This is a genomic window from Gordonia hankookensis (assembly GCF_014673215.1).
Taxonomy (GTDB): Bacteria; Actinomycetota; Actinomycetes; order Mycobacteriales; family Mycobacteriaceae; genus Gordonia; species Gordonia hankookensis.
Map to the genome: position 1 here is coordinate 1 of NZ_JACWMS010000001.1, position 16,454 is coordinate 16,454.

Annotated in this window: 12 protein-coding genes; all 12 read right to left on the reverse strand. The window is 67.6% G+C overall.

Translation table 11 applies throughout. The features are described 5' to 3' along the window. Window positions 1–337: 337 nt before the first annotated feature. Entirely contained in the window at window positions 338–1,633 is a 1,296-nt protein-coding gene (gene tyrS / locus IDF66_RS00005; RefSeq protein WP_190265319.1) for a tyrosine--tRNA ligase, read from the reverse strand. A gap of 54 nt (window positions 1,634–1,687) precedes the next feature. Continuing rightward, window positions 1,688–1,915, reverse strand: coding sequence for a Trm112 family protein (locus tag IDF66_RS00010; RefSeq protein ID WP_190265320.1), 228 nt, complete (start codon window positions 1,913–1,915; stop codon window positions 1,688–1,690). Window positions 1,916–2,027: 112 nt separating this feature from the next. After that, a complete protein-coding gene (locus tag IDF66_RS00015; RefSeq protein WP_190265321.1) occupies window positions 2,028–4,997 on the reverse strand; it encodes an AMP-binding protein in 2,970 nt (989 codons plus the stop codon). Window positions 4,998–5,110: 113 nt separating this feature from the next. Further along, on the reverse strand, window positions 5,111–6,553 hold the full coding sequence (gene argH / locus IDF66_RS00020; protein ID WP_190265322.1) for an argininosuccinate lyase: 1,443 nt from the start codon (window positions 6,551–6,553) through the stop codon (window positions 5,111–5,113). Next, window positions 6,550–7,749, reverse strand: coding sequence for an argininosuccinate synthase (locus IDF66_RS00025; RefSeq protein WP_164309426.1), 1,200 nt, complete (start codon window positions 7,747–7,749; stop codon window positions 6,550–6,552). The genes argH and IDF66_RS00025 overlap by 4 nt, the downstream gene beginning before the upstream one ends. Before the next feature lie 105 nt (window positions 7,750–7,854). Next, window positions 7,855–8,382 carry an arginine repressor gene (locus tag IDF66_RS00030; protein ID WP_164309427.1) on the reverse strand — a complete coding sequence of 176 codons (528 nt, stop codon included), beginning with the start codon at window positions 8,380–8,382 and terminating at the stop codon, window positions 7,855–7,857. After that, window positions 8,379–9,302, reverse strand: a complete 924-nt coding sequence (argF, locus tag IDF66_RS00035; RefSeq protein WP_190265323.1) for an ornithine carbamoyltransferase — start codon at window positions 9,300–9,302, stop codon at window positions 8,379–8,381. Before argF ends, IDF66_RS00030 begins: the two co-directional genes overlap by 4 nt. Beyond that, window positions 9,299–10,510: an acetylornithine transaminase gene (locus tag IDF66_RS00040; protein WP_190265324.1), complete on the reverse strand. Its 1,212-nt coding sequence runs from the start codon at window positions 10,508–10,510 to the stop codon at window positions 9,299–9,301. The genes argF and IDF66_RS00040 overlap by 4 nt, the downstream gene beginning before the upstream one ends. Beyond that, window positions 10,507–11,376, reverse strand: a complete 870-nt coding sequence (argB, locus tag IDF66_RS00045; protein ID WP_190266216.1) for an acetylglutamate kinase — start codon at window positions 11,374–11,376, stop codon at window positions 10,507–10,509. Before argB ends, IDF66_RS00040 begins: the two co-directional genes overlap by 4 nt. A 218-nt stretch (window positions 11,377–11,594) precedes the next feature. After that, the gene (gene argJ / locus IDF66_RS00050) at window positions 11,595–12,860 is read right to left on the reverse strand and encodes a bifunctional glutamate N-acetyltransferase/amino-acid acetyltransferase ArgJ (RefSeq protein WP_190265325.1); all 1,266 of its coding nucleotides are present in this window, start codon (window positions 12,858–12,860) and stop codon (window positions 11,595–11,597) included. Beyond that, window positions 12,857–13,894: an N-acetyl-gamma-glutamyl-phosphate reductase gene (argC, locus tag IDF66_RS00055; RefSeq protein WP_164309432.1), complete on the reverse strand. Its 1,038-nt coding sequence runs from the start codon at window positions 13,892–13,894 to the stop codon at window positions 12,857–12,859. The genes argJ and argC overlap by 4 nt, the downstream gene beginning before the upstream one ends. A gap of 49 nt (window positions 13,895–13,943) precedes the next feature. Continuing rightward, window positions 13,944–16,418, reverse strand: a complete 2,475-nt coding sequence (gene pheT, locus IDF66_RS00060) for a phenylalanine--tRNA ligase subunit beta (RefSeq protein ID WP_190265326.1) — start codon at window positions 16,416–16,418, stop codon at window positions 13,944–13,946. Between the last annotated feature and the right edge of the window lie 36 nt (window positions 16,419–16,454).

Genomic DNA, 16,454 nt, shown 5'->3' on the forward strand with positions numbered 1-16,454 from the left:
CCCAAAAAGCAGGTGCCACAAAAACAATCCATCTCATATCCACAAAACATGGACACACGATGCCAAACAAATGGCATCAGACAATTCATCAACACACTATCGAGTTCTCAAAGAACACACACCCACCAGACGCATCCGTTTCCGAACCCGGCTCCGATGAGCCTCCCCAGAGCGCAGCGAACCGCACTCTTGTTCTTGGGAGTGGCCCCGCACAGTTGGCCCGAACCAGTGGCTCGGGCACTTCAGTTTCCCCGGTCCTTGCTGGCCCCGGGGGTCTTGCTCTCTGCGGTGCATCGATTAAGTTACACAGGCGAGAACACAGCGTCAAATCGCCTGGTCAGAGCGATATTCTTGCGCCGGCAAAGCTCTTCTTCCCGCGCCGGATGACCAACCAGCTGCCGTGCAGCAGATCCGAGGCCTCCGGACGCCACTGCGGGTCGGTGATCTTCTCGTTGTTCACGTACGCGCCGCCCTCACCGATGGCTCGGCGAGCAGCCTTGTTGCTCTCCGACAGAGCGGTGTCCACCAAGAGCTCGACGATGGTCGGCTGTGTGCCGGCATAGTCGGCCACGGTCGTCTCACCGACCGCGGCGGCCAGGGTCTGCTCATCGAGATCGGCCAGTTCGGCACGTCCGAACAGCGCCTGGCTGGCAAGTTCGGCCGACTCGGTGTGGTGTTCACCGTGGATCAATGTGGTCATCTCGGCAGCCAGACGCTTCTGGGCCGTCCGCAGATGCGGACTCTCCTCGGTGACGCGCTCGAGTTCCGCGATCTCCTCGCGGCCGAGGAAGGTGAACCACTTCAGATAGCGCACGACATCGGCGTCTGCGGTGTTCACGAAGTACTGGTACCAGGCATATGGGCTGGTCAGCTCGGGATCGAGCCACAGACTGCCGCCACCGGTCGACTTACCGAACTTCTTGCCGTCCGAAGATGTCACCAGGGGCACGGTCATCGCGTGCAGGGTGGAGCCGTCGACACGTCGGGCCAGGTCGACCCCGCCGACGATGTTCCCCCACTGGTCGGAACCGCCGATCTGCAGTGTGCAGCCATGTCGGCGATGCAACTCGACGAAGTCGTTGGACTGCAGCAACAGGTAGCTGAACTCGGTGTAGCTGATGCCGTCGGCTTCCAGTCGACGACGAACCGTCTCCCTGGCCAGCATCACGTTGACCGAGAAGTGCTTGCCGATGTCGCGGAGGAACTCGATGGCCGACAGTTCGGCTGTCCAGTCCATGTTGTTGACCGTCAATGCACCGTTCGACGAGTCGTCGATCCGCACGAAGCGACGCAGCTGTGCGTCGATGCGGCCGGCCCACTCCGCGACGGTGTCCGCCGTGTTCATCGTGCGTTCACCGACCTCACGGGGGTCGCCGATCAGCCCGGTCGCCCCGCCCGCGAGCACAATCGGTCGGTGGCCGGCCTGCTGGAACCGGCTCAGGGTCAGCAACGGCACCAGGTGTCCCGCATGCAGGCTCGAGGCCGTGGGATCGAAGCCCGCATAGAGCGTGATCGGCCCGCGGGCCAATTCGGCGCGGAGCTCATCGATGTCGGTCGACTGGGCGATCAGGCCACGCCACGCGAGCTCGTCGAGGATGTCGGTGGTCGGGCGGTCAGACGTCTCGGCAGTCACCCTTCGATCTTGTCATCCAGGGCGCCGGCAGGCGTCGACCACCTGCATCGCGACCTATTCGGGCTTCGGCTCCGACGTGGTCAACGCAGCGTGTTCTGCATCGTCGACGCTGCGCGCCTCGTCGGCGAGCATCACCGGGATGCCGTCGGAATCGATCCGGTAGGCCACCCGGAGCCGAGGGTTGTAGAGCTCGTCACCGGCGTCGAGCAAGGGCCCGTGGTCCTGCGGGCACACCAGCCGCTCACGCGTGATCGGGTCGATGGCTGCGGCGCGTGACGTCACGTCTGCTCCCACTCTCTTGTCGCTCCTACCGGCCCGAGGGCTCCCTCTGCCACTCTAGTCTGTCTGCCTGCGTCCGCCCGGCGGGTGTCGGCACGCGGCATCTGCTGCGAAGTCATGCCCAATTGCCCTCTACCGCAACGTTTCTCGTGTAACGACGATAGCCCCCGTCGAGGTCTCGGTACCAGACCCGGGCACCTGGTCGGGGCAACCCCATCCTCGCGAACCGGGCGGCCAGCGGCCGGTAGGAATCGGAGACCGGGATCTCGTCGACCACCCAGATCAGATGTGGCCGCTCCTGCGCCGGTAGGGCCCCGAGCCCGATCCGCAGGGCAGAGACGGTCAGGGATTCCGGCCTCTCCCCCCGTCGACGGGTCGTCACGGCAGCCACCGCGACTTCGTGACCGGGTTCGCCGACTCCGTACACCGCGACCTGGTCGACGCCGCGCACCTGTGACAACGCGAACTCGATCGGCGGGATGTAGATCGGTCCCGCAGTGCTGCGGATGACCGACTCGACCGAGCCGAAGAACCAGAGGTCCCCGTTGGCGTCTCGTTGGAACAGATGGCCAGACACCTCCCAGCGGTCCCGCTCGGCGAACACATCGCGCAAGACCGTTGTCGACGTCTCGAACCGCTGACGTGCCTTGGCCATCAGCAACCCGACCTCGCCGACACCCGCCTTGCGGACGAACCCGGAGTCGTCGATGTCGAGCCGTCCTGCGTCGACGTCGAAGGCCGCGACCTCGACCGGGTTGGTCTCCGGCAGCGCCTGCCCCATCGAACCGACCTTGTCACCGGAGACGTTGGCCAGGATCGCCGAACCATCGGCGGTGGCGAAGAACTCGAGAACCCTGGCCCGCGGGAACCCTTCGAGGACCTCCGCCCAGAGACCCGACGGCATCCCCGAGCCGATGAACAGGCGGATGGGGTTGTACTGGTTGATCTGGAAATCCTCGGAGCGGACCACCTGCCGCAGCATCGACCAGGTGTACGAGACCACGGTGACGCCATAGCGGTGGACCTCGGCCGCAAATGTCTCGGCGTCGATCCGTTCCGACAGCGCGATGCGGGACCGGCCGACGACGGTCGCGCCGAGAGTCGTGAGCAGGCCTGATGCGTGATGCAGAGGTGGCAGACAGTAGACCGTGTCCCGGTCGGTCAGGCCGGCCGCCGAGGCGGCCCCGAACGCCGACATCGCGAAGCGATGATTGGTGACGGGCCAGGGTGCGAGGTTTCCGCCCGCGCGCGTGAAGAGGATGAAGGCGAGATCGCCTGCCAACCCTGGGTCACGGCGGTACCAGGACGGTATCCGGACCTCGTCGGGATCGATCTCCTCCATGTCGATGATCGTCCGGCCGTCCGCGGCGTGGATAGCGCGCGCCTCCGCGCTGCCACCACCGAGCACCAGCACACGGTCGGTGTGCTTGGCGGCGGCGTCCAGATGATTCGGATCGGTGATCACGATCGAGCACTCCCCGAGCCGCAGCATCTCCGGGATGTCGCCGTCGGCGGCCAGCAGGACCGCGACGGCTCCCAGTCGAGACAGCGCGGCGACCACGACGAGCGCACTCGGCCGGGTCTCCATGAGTACCCCGACGTGCACTCCTGGCCGGACACCGCAGTCGATCAGACCCGCGACCACGTTGTCGATGCGGGCGTTGACCTGGGCGTGGGTCAGTACGCGGTTCTCGAACAGGAACAGTTCGCTGGCGGCCGCACGCTTGCAGTTCTCCGACATCAACTTGCCCAGCGATATCCGTGTGCCGGATTGGATCTGTCCGAGCCGCAACAATCTCGGCACCGTCCGCACCGATTCCTGGGCCACCGCCCGCGAGGTCCGCTGCAGCGAGCTCGCAAGAGACATCAACTCGCGGGAGACACCAGCGCCTGCATCGGTCATCGAACCGAGTCCGTGCGTGATCCGTGACGAGATGCTGACCCCGGTACCGTTCGGGTCGAGGTTCTCCGACATCTCCTCGACCAGCGGCGGGCGGTCGCCTTTGCCGGACTGCCACAACACCCATTCCGACGTGGTCGGCCAGGTGTGCCCACCGGCGGTGCTGCCCACCACCAGGCCGAAATGTCCTACCGGGACGCGAGATTCGTACACGTCTGCCACCGGCGCGGCCTGCACGATCCCGCGAACCGCCAGCGGTTGCCCGATGTCGTCGGCCTCGCCGATGAACGCCAGTATGGGACAGGTGATCTCGGTCAGCGTGACGAGGTCACCATTGATGACGAAGCCGCCGGACATCATGCGGTTGTGCACCACGAACTGTCGCAGGAGCTCTGCGACGGCAGGCCCGGACCACGCCACCCAGCCCTCCGCCTCGATGAACCGACGCTGGTCCTCCCGCGGTAGCAGCGCGTCGCGATCGTGCAGCTTGCGCAGGAAATCGACCCGACTGCGTGCGGTCTTGACCGGGTCGACGAGTTGGAAACCGGCTCGCGCCATCCAGCCGGGTACCCAGAGCCGGTTGAAGACCTTGTCGGCCAGCAGTTCCGCTCCCGGCACCACCAGATTGGCGGGAAGGCCGAGAGGAAGGGCGGCCAGGACGTCCACCGGGCTGCCGAAGGTGATGAGGCTCGCGATGCCGGCGGAGCGTCGGTAGGCGGCCGTCTGGTAGGCGAACATGCCACCTTGGGAATAGCCGGCCAGGTGGACGTCGTGCCCGGTCGCCTCGATGATGAGGTCGATCGCCCTGCTGACCGCCACCACGTGATCGGCCAGGTCGCGCTCCATCCCGCCTTCCTCGGAGTCGGGCGAGCCGAAGTCGATGACCCAGGGGGTGATCCCGTGCCGATGCAGGATGGAGACCGCACCGTTGAGGTCGGTGACGTCATAGACGTTGGCGGACACCATCATCGGCGGCACGAGAACGATCTGCGGCCCATCGGTGGGTGTACCCGGGAAATAGCGGCGCAGCCGGAACATCTTCTCGGTCTCCACCACCGTGTACGGCGCGGGCTCGGTGCCGGTGTCGAAGCCCCCGAATCTCAGCACCTCGAGGCCGTTCTGAGCGGTCGCGAGAACCCGGTCGACCGCCGCTCCGATGTCTGGCAGCGCAGGAAGACCCACCATCGCGCTGTCCCCCTCCCCTCCGTCGAGTGATACCTGTCCGAGTGATGCGTGTCACTGTACCGACCTCCCCGCGGGCGGTGTCCTGAGCGCGCCGGAGCGCATCGGCCAAAGAGTCAGCCCGGCCAGCGGTCCCGTCGCGTGCGCACCTCGGCCTGCAGGTCGGACAGCTGTCGACCGACGGCCACCGATGCGGTCCCGCCGTGCGCATTGCGCGATTCGATCGATCCCCGCACGGTGAGCACGTCCCGCACCTCGGGTCGCAGGTCCGGGCTGATCGACGCCAGGGTCTCGTCGTCGAGATCGGCGAGCCCGACGCCACGCTCTTCGGCCGCGCGGACACTCGCCCCCGCGACCTCGTGCGCCACGCGGAACGGAACGCCTTGGCGAACAAGCCATTCCGCGATATCGGTGGCGAGAGTGAACCCGGCAGGAGCGAGTTCCGCCATGCGGTCCTCGTGGAATTCAAGTGTCGCGACGAGGCCGGTGACCGCAGGCAACAGCAGTTCCAGTTGTGCGACAGAGTCGAAGACCGGCTCCTTGTCTTCCTGGAGGTCCCGGTTGTATGCGAGCGGCTGAGCCTTGAGCGTGGCCAACAGTCCGGTCAGGTTGCCGATCAGGCGACCCGTCTTGCCGCGCATCAGTTCGGCGACGTCGGGGTTCTTCTTCTGCGGCATGATGGAACTCCCGGTCGACCAGGCGTCGGCGAGGGTCACGTAGCCGTATTCCGGGGTGCTCCACAAGATGACCTCTTCGGACAGCCGCGACAGGTCGACAGCGATCATCGCCAACACGAAGGCTCCCTCGGCGGCGAAATCACGTGCCGATGTCGCATCGATCGAGTTCTCGGCGGGCCGGTCGAATCCCAGATCCGCCGCGATCGCAGCCGGGTCCAGCCCGAGCGATGATCCGGCGAGCGCACCGGAACCGTAGGGAGAGACCGCGGTCCGACGATCCGCGTCGGCGAGACGGTCCACGTCCCGGATCAGCGGGTGCGCATGCGCGAGGAGGTGATGGGCGAGCAGGACCGGCTGCGCGGCCTGCAGATGGGTCTTGCCCGGCATCACCGCATCCGGATGCGCCTGGGCCTGGGCGATCAGCGCATCGACGACGTCGAGCACGCCCGCGGCCACACGGCCCATCGCCGCACGCAACCACATCCGGAAGAGGGTCGCGACCTGATCGTTGCGCGATCGACCGGCGCGGAGCCGGCCGCCGAGTTCCGGTCCCACCCGCTCGATCAGACCTCGCTCGAGCGCACCGTGGACGTCCTCGTCTGATTCGGCAGGTCCGAACGAACCGTCCGCGACGTCCGCCGAGAGCCGCGAGAGCCCCTCCAGCATCGCTGCGAGATCGTCGTCGGTGAGCAGGCCGGCTCGATTGAGCACCCGGGCGTGCGCCTTCGATGCCTCGACGTCGAACGGGGCGAGCGCCCAGTCGAAATGAGTCGACTTGCTGAGCGCGGCCATCGCCTCTGCAGGACCGCCGGCGAAGCGTCCACCCCAGAGCGATCCCTCGTTGGTGGCTCGCGGAGCGGGTCGATCAGGACCGTTGCTCACAGATCGAGATCCCGCCTCGCCGCGATCTTCGACGACAGCCCGTGCAACTCGACGAATCCGCGTGCCGCGGATTGGTCGAAGCTGTCGCCCTCGTCATAGGTGGCGAGGTTGAAGTCGTAGAGCGACTCCGGGCTGCGCCGACCGGTGACCGCGATGTGGCCGCCATGGAGAACCAGGCGGATGTCGCCGGTGACGTGCTCCTGGGTCGACGCGACGAACGCCTCCAGCGAGCGTCTCAGCGGCGAGAACCACAATCCGTCGTACACCTGTTCGGCCCACTTCTGGTCGGTGAGCCGCTTGTAGCGGCCGAGTTCACGTTCCAGCGTCACATGTTCGAGTTCCTCGTGCGCGCGGATGAGCACCATCGCACCGGGCGCCTCGTAGACCTCGCGGCTCTTGATGCCGACGAGCCGGTCCTCGACGACGTCGAGACGGCCGACACCCTGCGCACCGGCGCGGCGGTTCAGTTCCACGATCGCCTCGAGGACGCTCACCGGCCGGCCGTCGATGGCGATCGGACGCCCCTTGTCGAAGGAGATGATGACCTCGTCGGGAGACTGCCAGTTGATCGTCGGGTCCTCGGTGTAGCTGTAGACATCCTTGGTCGGCGCGTTCCAGAGATCCTCGAGGAACCCGGTCTCGACGGCGCGGCCCCACACGTTCTGGTCGATGGAGAACGGCGACTTCTTGGTCACGTTGATCGGGATGTCGTTCTGTTCGGCGAAGCTGATCGCCTTCTCCCGGGTCCACGCATAGTCGCGCACCGGTGCGAGAACGTCGAGATCGGGTGCGAGAGTGGCAAATCCGACCTCGAACCGCACCTGGTCGTTGCCCTTGCCGGTACACCCGTGGGCGACCACCGTGCCGCCGTGGTCGCGCGCCGCGGTCACCAGGTGCTTCGCGATCAGCGGGCGTGAGATCGCCGAGACCAGCGGGTACCGATCCATGTAGAGCGCGTTGGACGTGATCGCCGGCAGGCAGTACTCGTCGGCGAACTCGTCGCGGGCGTCGACCACCACGGCCTCCACCGCACCGCAGTCCAGTGCTCGTTGGCGCACCACGTCCATGTCCTCGCCGCCCTGACCGAGATCGAGGGCGACGGCAACCACCTCCTTGCCGGTCTCCTTGCCGATCCAGCTGATCGCAACCGAGGTGTCCAGTCCGCCCGAGTACGCGAGTACGACGCGTTCCGCCATGATTCTCTCCTGTAGTTCCTGCGCACCCGCGACGTATTCCTGTGCCGACTCCGGTGCCTTGTGATTGATTGTGTCTGAAAGGCCGAGCTGTGGGGCCACGTGGTGCTACACGAGGCCCTCGATTCGTCGGGACAACTCGGCGCCGTCCACCGGTTCGCGTGCGACGACGAAGATGGTGTCGTCGCCGGCGATGGTGCCGACCACGTCGGGCAGGCTTGCCCGGTCGATGGCGCTGGCCAGGTAATGGGCCGCCCCGGGCGGCGTCCGCAGCACAGCCAGATTGCCGCTGCTGTCGGTGGACACCAGCAGTTCCGACAGCAGGCGCGCCAGCCGGTCGGTGCCGCCGAACACCCCGCGGACGGGCGAACCGTCCTCGGGGACGACATACACGCCCGCGCCGCCGTCGGCCGCGCGGAGCTTCACCGCGCCGAGCTCGTCGAGATCGCGCGACAACGTCGCCTGTGTCGCGTCGATGCCTGCGTCGGCGAGGAGGTGCTGCAGTCCGGACTGACTCCGCACCTGGTGGGTGGACAGGATGTCGATGATCCGCGCATGACGGCCCGCCTTGGTGGCGGCGAGTCTGGTCTCGCCGTGCTCCGCGGCAGGCGAGGTGGAATCACCCGTGGTCGTCATCGTTGCTCCAACAACCAGATCAGCAGCGCCTTCTGGGCATGCAGGCGGTTCTCCGCCTCGTCCAGGACGACACTGGCCGGGCCGTCGAGGACGTCGTCGGTGATCTCCTCGCCTCGGTGTGCGGGCAGGCAGTGCAGCACGATTGCCGCGGGGTCGGCATGCGCCAGCAGCTCGCGGTTGATCTGATACGGGATGAACGGTCCCTGCCGGTCCTTGCCGTCACTCTCCTGGCCCATCGAGGTCCAGGTGTCGGTGACCAGGACGTCGGCGCCGGACACGGCCTCGACCGGATCCGTCACGATCCGCACCGATCCGTCGGTGAGCCCGGCTCGTCGCCGCGTCGCCTCGACGACGTCGGCGTCCGGTTCGAAACCCGCAGGCGCACTGATGGTGACGTGCATGCCTGCCGTGACACCCCCGAGAGCGAGCGAATGGGCCATGTTGTTCGCGCCGTCGCCGAGGTAGGTCATCGACAACCCCGACGTCGTCCCTTTGCGCTCGATGATCGTCTGCAGATCGGCGAGCACCTGACACGGGTGGAAGGTGTCCGACAGAGCGTTCACGATCGGGACGGTGGCCGTCGACGCCATCGCCTCGAGGCGGTCCTGACCGAAGGTCCGCCAGACCACCGCGTCGACGAACCGCGACAGCACGCAACCGGTGTCCTCGATCGTCTCGTCGCGGCCGAGTTGCGTCGTGGTGCCGTCGACGACGACCGCGTGCCCGCCCATCTGAGCGATGCCCATCTCGAAGGAGAACCTCGTCCGAGTCGAGTTCTTGTCGAAGATGACCCCGACGCCCCGCGGACCCTCCAGCGGACGATGCGCGAACGGCGCGGCCTTGACCTCGGCGGCGAGCGCCAGCACCTGCGCCTGTTCGTCGGGAGTGAGGTCGTCGTCGCGTAAGAAATGGCGGGTCATGCGGTCTTCCCCTGCGGGTCGTCGGACGGTTGGGTCGGCGCCGTGGCCGCGTCCAGGATCGCCGGCAGCGCAGCAACGAAGGCCGCGCCCTGTTCCTCGGTCAGGATCAGCGGTGGCGCCAGACGAAGGACATCGGGCGCCGGTGCATTGATGAGGAACCCGGCCTGTCTGGCCGCGAGTTCGGTCTCGACGGCGACGGGATTGTTCAACACCACGCCGAGCAGCAGGCCCGATCCACGCACGTGAGAGACCTGGGGATGGCCGAGGTCCTCGATTCCGGTCGCTATCGACTTTCCCAGGGACGCAACGTGATCGATGAGGCCATCCTCGTCGATCACGCGCAGCACCGCCAGCGCCGCCGCGGTACAGGTCGGGTTGCCGCCGAAGGTGGTGCCGTGCTGACCCGGTTCGAAGAGATCAGCCGCCGGTCCCGAAGCGATACACGCACCGATCGGCAGTCCGCCACCGAGCCCCTTCGCCAACGTCATCACGTCGGGCACGACACCCGCGGCCTGATGAGCGAAAAACGAACCGGTACGGGCGATCCCGGTCTGGACCTCGTCGAAGATCAGGAGTGCGCCGCGTTCGGAGGTGATCCGCCGGGCGGCGGCCAGATACCCCGCCGGCGGCACGACGACGCCACTCTCACCGAGGATGGGTTCCAGGATGACCGCCGCGGTGTTCTCGGTGACCGCGGCGTCGAGGTCGTCGACGACCCCGTACGGGACGAAGCGCACGCCCGGCGGCATCGGCTCGAAGGGCGCCCGTTTGGCGGGTTGGCCCGTCATCGCGAGTGCGCCCATGGTGCGGCCGTGGAAGGCACGCTCGGCCGCGACGATCTCCGGACGCCCGGTGCGCCGCGCCAGTTTGAACGCGGCCTCGTTCGCCTCGGTACCCGAATTGCAGAAGAACACGCGACCCGGGTGGCCGAACTTGTCCAGCAAGCGCTCGGCGAGTTCGACTGCGGGCGCACTGATGTAGAGATTGGACACATGGCCCAGGGTCTGGAGTTGGGTGTTCACCGCATCGATGATCGCGGGGTGCGCATGTCCGAGCGAGTTGACGGCGATGCCACCCAGCAGGTCGAGGTACTCCTTCCCGTTCGCGTCACGGACGACGGCTCCCGACCCGCTGGTCAGTGCGATCGCCGGCGTGCCGTAATTGTTCATCAGCGCGGCCGACCACCGCTGCTGCAATGGCTCGGTCATGATGCGCCCCCTGGTTTCTCGGAGTCGGCGACGACGGTCGTCCCGGTCGAGCTCTCGGTCAGCAATTGGGCGAGCACCGAATGTGGCACCCGCCCGTCGATCACGTGGGCCTGGCGCACGCTGCCGTTCACGGCCCGCAGACACGCTTCCATCTTCGGCACCATGCCCGCGTCGAGGGACCCGAGAAGGGCGTCGACCTCGGACGTGGTGATCGTCTCCACCAACGACGTGCGGTCCGGCCAGTCGGTGTAGAGACCCTCGACATCGGTGAGCATCACCAACCGCGACGCCCCGAGTGCATCGGCGAGTGCACCCGCGGCGGTGTCGGCGTTGATGTTGTGCACAACCCCGTCGCGGTCCGGGGCGATGGTCGAGACCACCGGGATGCGGCCGGCGGCCACCAGGTCGAGCACCGCGGAGGTGTTCACCGAGGTGATGTCGCCCACCAGACCGATGTCGGTGGCGACACCGTCGACGAGAACCGTTCGGCGAGAAGCCGTGAAGAGATGCGCATCCTCGCCGGTGATACCCACCGCGTAGGGCCCGTGAGCGTTGATGAGCCCCACCAGCTCGCGCCCGACCTGCCCGAAGAGCACCATCCGCGCGATGTCCATCACCTCAGGGGTGGTGACCCGGAATCCGCCGCGGAACTCGCCCTCGAGGCCGAGTCGCTTCAACATCGCGGAGATCTGCGGACCGCCGCCGTGCACGACCACCGGGTGGATACCGCACGCGCGCAGGAGGACCATGTCCGTCGCGAACGCCCGCTTGAGATCGTCGTCGATCATCGCGTTGCCGCCGTACTTGACCACCACCGTGGCACCGTGCAGCGCCTGCAGGGCCGGAAGCGATTCGGCCAGCACCATCGCCTTGTCGAGCGCGCTCAGAGCTGTCGCGCCGATCGAGCCATCTCCCCCGCCGATCGAGCCGCCTTCCCCGCCGATCGAGCCGTCTCCCCCGCCGATCGAGCCGTCTCCCCCGCCGATCGAGCCGCCTTCCCCGCCGATCGAGCCATCTCCCCCGCCGATCGAGCCGCCTTCCCCGCCGATCGAGCCGCCTCCCCCGCCGATCGAGCTTGTCGAGATCATGACGAGTACGCCGAGTTCTCTTCGACGTACCCGTGGGACAGGTCCGTGGTGCGGATGTCGGCGGTGGCCTCGCCCAGTCCGAGTTCGATCCGTACCGCGATGTCGGCGCCGGTCAGGTCGACGTCACGTGCTCCGGGTGCTCCGCACCCGTTCACGCACACCGGATTCCCGTTGAACGACACCGTGATCCGATCCGGGTCGATCGTGACGGGCGCGATGCCCACGGCGGCGAGGACCCGCCCCCAGTTGGGATCCGACCCGAACAGTGCGGTTTTCACGAGCGAATCCCGCGCCACCGTGCGGGCGACGGTCACGGCATCGTCCTCGGTGACTGCTCCACTCACCGTGATCACCACCCTTTTGGTGACACCCTCGGCGTCGGCCATCAGCTGGGCGGCGAGGTCGTCGCACACCGCGAACACCGCGGCGTCGAGGTCATCCTGGTCGACCGGGATCTGGCTGGCCCCCGAACTCAGCAGGAGCACGGTGTCGTTGGTGGAGCTCGATCCGTCCACGTCCAGGCGGTCGAGAGTGCGAGCGGTCGCCTTGCGCAGTGCCGTATCGAGCTGCTCCGCGGTGGCCTTCGCATCGGTGGTCAGGACGACGAGCATCGTCGCCAGCGATGGCGCGAGCATCCCGGCGCCCTTGCCCATCGCACCGACATTCCAGCCCTTGGGATGGTGCAGCGCAACCTGTTTCGGCACCGTGTCGGTGGTCATGATCGCATGCGCGGCGTCGGTACCTCCAGAGAGACCGCCGCCCATCTCGTGCACGATCTCGGTCACGCCGGCAAGGACCTTGTCCATCGGCAGCCGGTCGCCGATCAGACCGGTCGAGCAGACCGCGACCTCGACCGCACCGGTTTCGGTTCCCCAGTTGCTCAACGCCTCGGCGACCGCCTCGGCCGTGGCATGGGTGTCCTGGAAACCTTCCGGCCCCGTACACGCGTTGGCGCCACCCGAGTTGAGGATCACCGCGCGCAGGCGACCCGTGGTGAGGACCTGCCGACTCCACAGCACCGGCGCGGCCTTGACCTGGTTACGCGTGAAGACGCCTGCCGCCGCGTAGTCGGGCCCCTCGTTGAAGACGAGAGCGAGGTCCTCGGCGCCCGAGGCCTTGATGCCGGCCGCGATGCCCGCAGCACGGAACCCGAGCGGCGCGGTCACGCCCTGATCGCGGACCAACCGTGGCGCATCCAGTGGCGCGCCGGGCGTGATCCGGTCGTCGTCGGACGGCGCATTCGACTCCGATGAGGTCGTCACGGTGCCACCCCCACGGTGCTCAGGCCCTCTGCCTCGTCCCAGCCGAGGGCGAGGTTCATCGATTGCACCGCCGCGCCTCCGGTGCCCTTGGTCAGGTTGTCGATGGCCGCTACCGCCACCATCGTCCCCGCACGTTCGTCGACGGTGACCGCGATCTGGACGGCGTTGCTGCCGATCACCGACCCGGTCGTCGGGAGCACCCCTTCCGGGAGCACGTGAACGAAGGTCTCGTCGCCGTAGGCCTTCTCGTAGGCGGCCCGGATCTCGGTGGCCGATGCGCTCGTACGGGCCGTGCAGGTGGCGAGGATGCCTCGCGCCATCGGCACGAGGACGGGCGTGAACGAGACGGAGACCGGGAGATCGGCCGCCGCGGAGAGCGCCTGCGCGATCTCCGGCGTGTGCCGATGCGCTCCACCGATCCCGTAGGCCCGCGCGGAACCGATCACCTCGGACGCCAGCAGATCGATCTTCGGTGCGCGACCGGCTCCGGAGGCCCCGCTCACCGCGACGACGCTGACCTGTGGCTCGACGAGACCGGCGGCGACCGCAGGACGCAGGGCGAGGACGGACACCGTCGGGTAGCAGCCGGGCACCGCGATCCGGCTCGCATCACGAAGGATCTCCCGGTTGCCCGGCAACTCGGGAAGACCGTACGGCCAGGTGCCGGCATGCTCGCTGCCGTAGTAGTCGACCCAGTCCTGAGCGTTCTGGAGGCGATGATCGGCGCCGCAATCGATGATCAGCGTGGTCGGCGGCAGCGCGTCGGCGATCTCGCCGGACTTGCCGTGCGGGAGCCCGAGGAACACGACATCGTGGCCTGCCAGGACGTCGGCAGTGGTCTCCTGGAGTTCCCGGTCGGCGAGTGGCAGGAGGTGTGGATGCAGCGAACCGAGCGTGCTGCCCGCATTGCCGCCGGCAGTGAGCGCACCGATCTCCAGGTCCCCTGATCGCAGGCGAGGATGCCCACACAGGAGTCGAAGGATCTCTCCGCCCGCATAGCCGCTCGCACCGGCGACTGCCACCTTGGTCGTCATGCGATCATTATGCACGCTGATGCAAATCAATTCACGTGCGGGTCGGGCCTCAGCGTAGTCGTGCGCCGAGCCGTTCACCCGCGTGCGCGACGGCCGCGAGCTTCGCCTCGTTGGCCTCGTCCTCCGTGAGCGTCCGGTCGGACGCGCGGAACCGCAGCGCGAAGGTGAGTGACTTGCTCCCGTCGCCGACCTGCTCGCCGGTGAACACGTCGAACAGGTCGATGGCCTCGAGCAGATCGCCTGCCCCGATGCGCAGCGCAGCGGCGACATCGCCGGCAGACACACTGTCCGGGACCACGACCGCGACATCCTGCAGCACGGCCGGGAACGGCGAGACGCGTGGTGCCGGCAGGCGTTCGACGAGCGGCAGCGCGTCGACGTCGATCTCGACGGCACACAACCGCTTGGGCAGACCGGCACGTTCGAGCACCGCCGGGTGCAGCTCTCCCGCATAACCGACCGTCACACCGTCGACACCGAGTCGCGCGCAGCGGCCGGGATGCCACGGCCGTTCGTCCGCGGCCGACAACTCCAGTTCGACACCGGCGGCGCGACCGATGGTCCGGGCCGCCTCGAAGGCGTCGACATGGTCGGCGGTGCGTCCCGGCCCCCACGGGCCTGCGGGATCGCGGAGCCCGGTCAGAACCACCGCGACATGCAAGGGCTGATGCGGCAACGACGCATCGAGGGCTGCGATCTGCTCGTCGGTGGGCCTGCGCGTGACGTCGAGCGCATCCACCGCGGCGACGTGATCACCCGCCAGCACAACCTGACCGATGGTGAACAGCGACAGGTCCCGCTGGCCGCGCGCGATGTTGCGGGCGGTCATCTCCAGCAGCCCCGGGAGCAGGGTGGTGTTGAGTTCCGGACGATCGGACTCCAGCGGATTGAGCACCTTGACGGTGCGGCGCCGCTCGTCGTCGGCGGGCAGATCCCAGACGTCGAAGACCCCGACGGGCATGAACGGGTACGGCAGGACCTCGACATAGCCGTCGAGAGCGAGGGTCCGCCCGATGCCGCGACGGCGCCGTTGCGCCGCAGTCAGACCGGTACCGGCCGGCGCATGTGGCACCACGGCCGGAATGTCCTCGAGCCCCTCGAGGCGCAACACCTCCTCGACCAGATCCGCGCGCTCCCGCAGATCGGGACGCCAGGACGGCGGTGTGACCGTCAGAGGATCTGCGCCGGCGACCGTGCAGCCCACCTCGGCCAGACGTGCCGCGGTGGTCCCGGCCGGATACGGAATCCCGGCGGTGCGGTCGGGCTCATCGAGGGCGATGGTGATCGGCGGCACGGCGGTTCTCGCCACCCGCGCCTCGCTCAGGGGTGACGCGATGGCTCCCCCGGCGATCTCCACGATCAGTCGCGCTGCCCGGTCCGACGCCACCGCGGTGACGTCCGGATCCACAGTGCGCTCGAATCGCTTGCTCGCCTCCGATGTCAGCTTGTGCCGTTTGCCGGTACGGAACACCCGGACGGGATCGAAGGTCGCCGCCTCGAGCAGCACCGTCGTCGTCTCGTCGGCGACCTCGGTGGATGCCCCGCCCATCACACCGGCCAATGCGACGGGTCCACTGTCGTCGGCGATCACGACGTCTTCGGGATCGAGGACACGCACCACATCGTCGAGGGTGGTCAGTTTCTCGCCTGCCTGAGCGGGGCGAACCGTGATGGTGCCGGCGAGTTTCTCCGCATCGAAGGCGTGCAACGGCTGCCCGAGCTCGATCATCACGTAGTTGGTGACGTCGACGATCGCGGAGATGGGCCGGATACCCGCCACCAGTAGCCGCTTCTGCATCCACCACGGAGAGGTGGCGGTGGAATCCACACCGGAGATGACCCGTGCGGTATATCTCGTGGCCGACGAGTCCTCGTCGATCGCCACCGGCCAGGCATCGCCCGCCGCGGAGGCCAACGCGTCGGCACCGATGCCCGGATCGACGAACGGCACGCCGAAGCTGCCGGCGAGTTCACGGCCGAGTCCGCGCACGGAGAAGGCATAGCCACGGTCGGGCGTGACGTTGATGTCGATGGCGGTGTCGGCGAGACCCAGGACCTCGCGGGCATCGTCGCCCGGTTCGGCGGTACCCGGCGCAAGCACGAGAATTCCACTGTGGTCGTGGCCGATCCCGAGTTCGGACACCGAACAGATCATCCCGTCGGAGACGCGTCCGTAGGTCTTGCGCGAGGCGATCTCGAAGGGCCCGGGCAGCACCACCCCCGGCAGTGCTGCCACGATCAGGTCACCGACGGCGAAGTTGCGTGCGCCACAGACGATGCCGCGCGGCTGCTCCTCGCCGACCTCGACGGTGCAGAACCGGATCGGCTTCTTGAACTCGGTGAGCTCCTCGATGGTCTCCACCCGGCCGATCACCAGCGGACCCGTGATCACCGGGAACGGCTCGACATCCTCGATCTCGAAACCGACGCGGACGAATCCCTGGTCGATCTCCGCGGCCGTCGCCGACCACTGGGGGTCTCCTTGGCGGAGCACCTCGGTGAACCAGGACTGTGGGGCACGCACGTCAACCAACTACTTTCATCGATCGGGCTTGTCGCG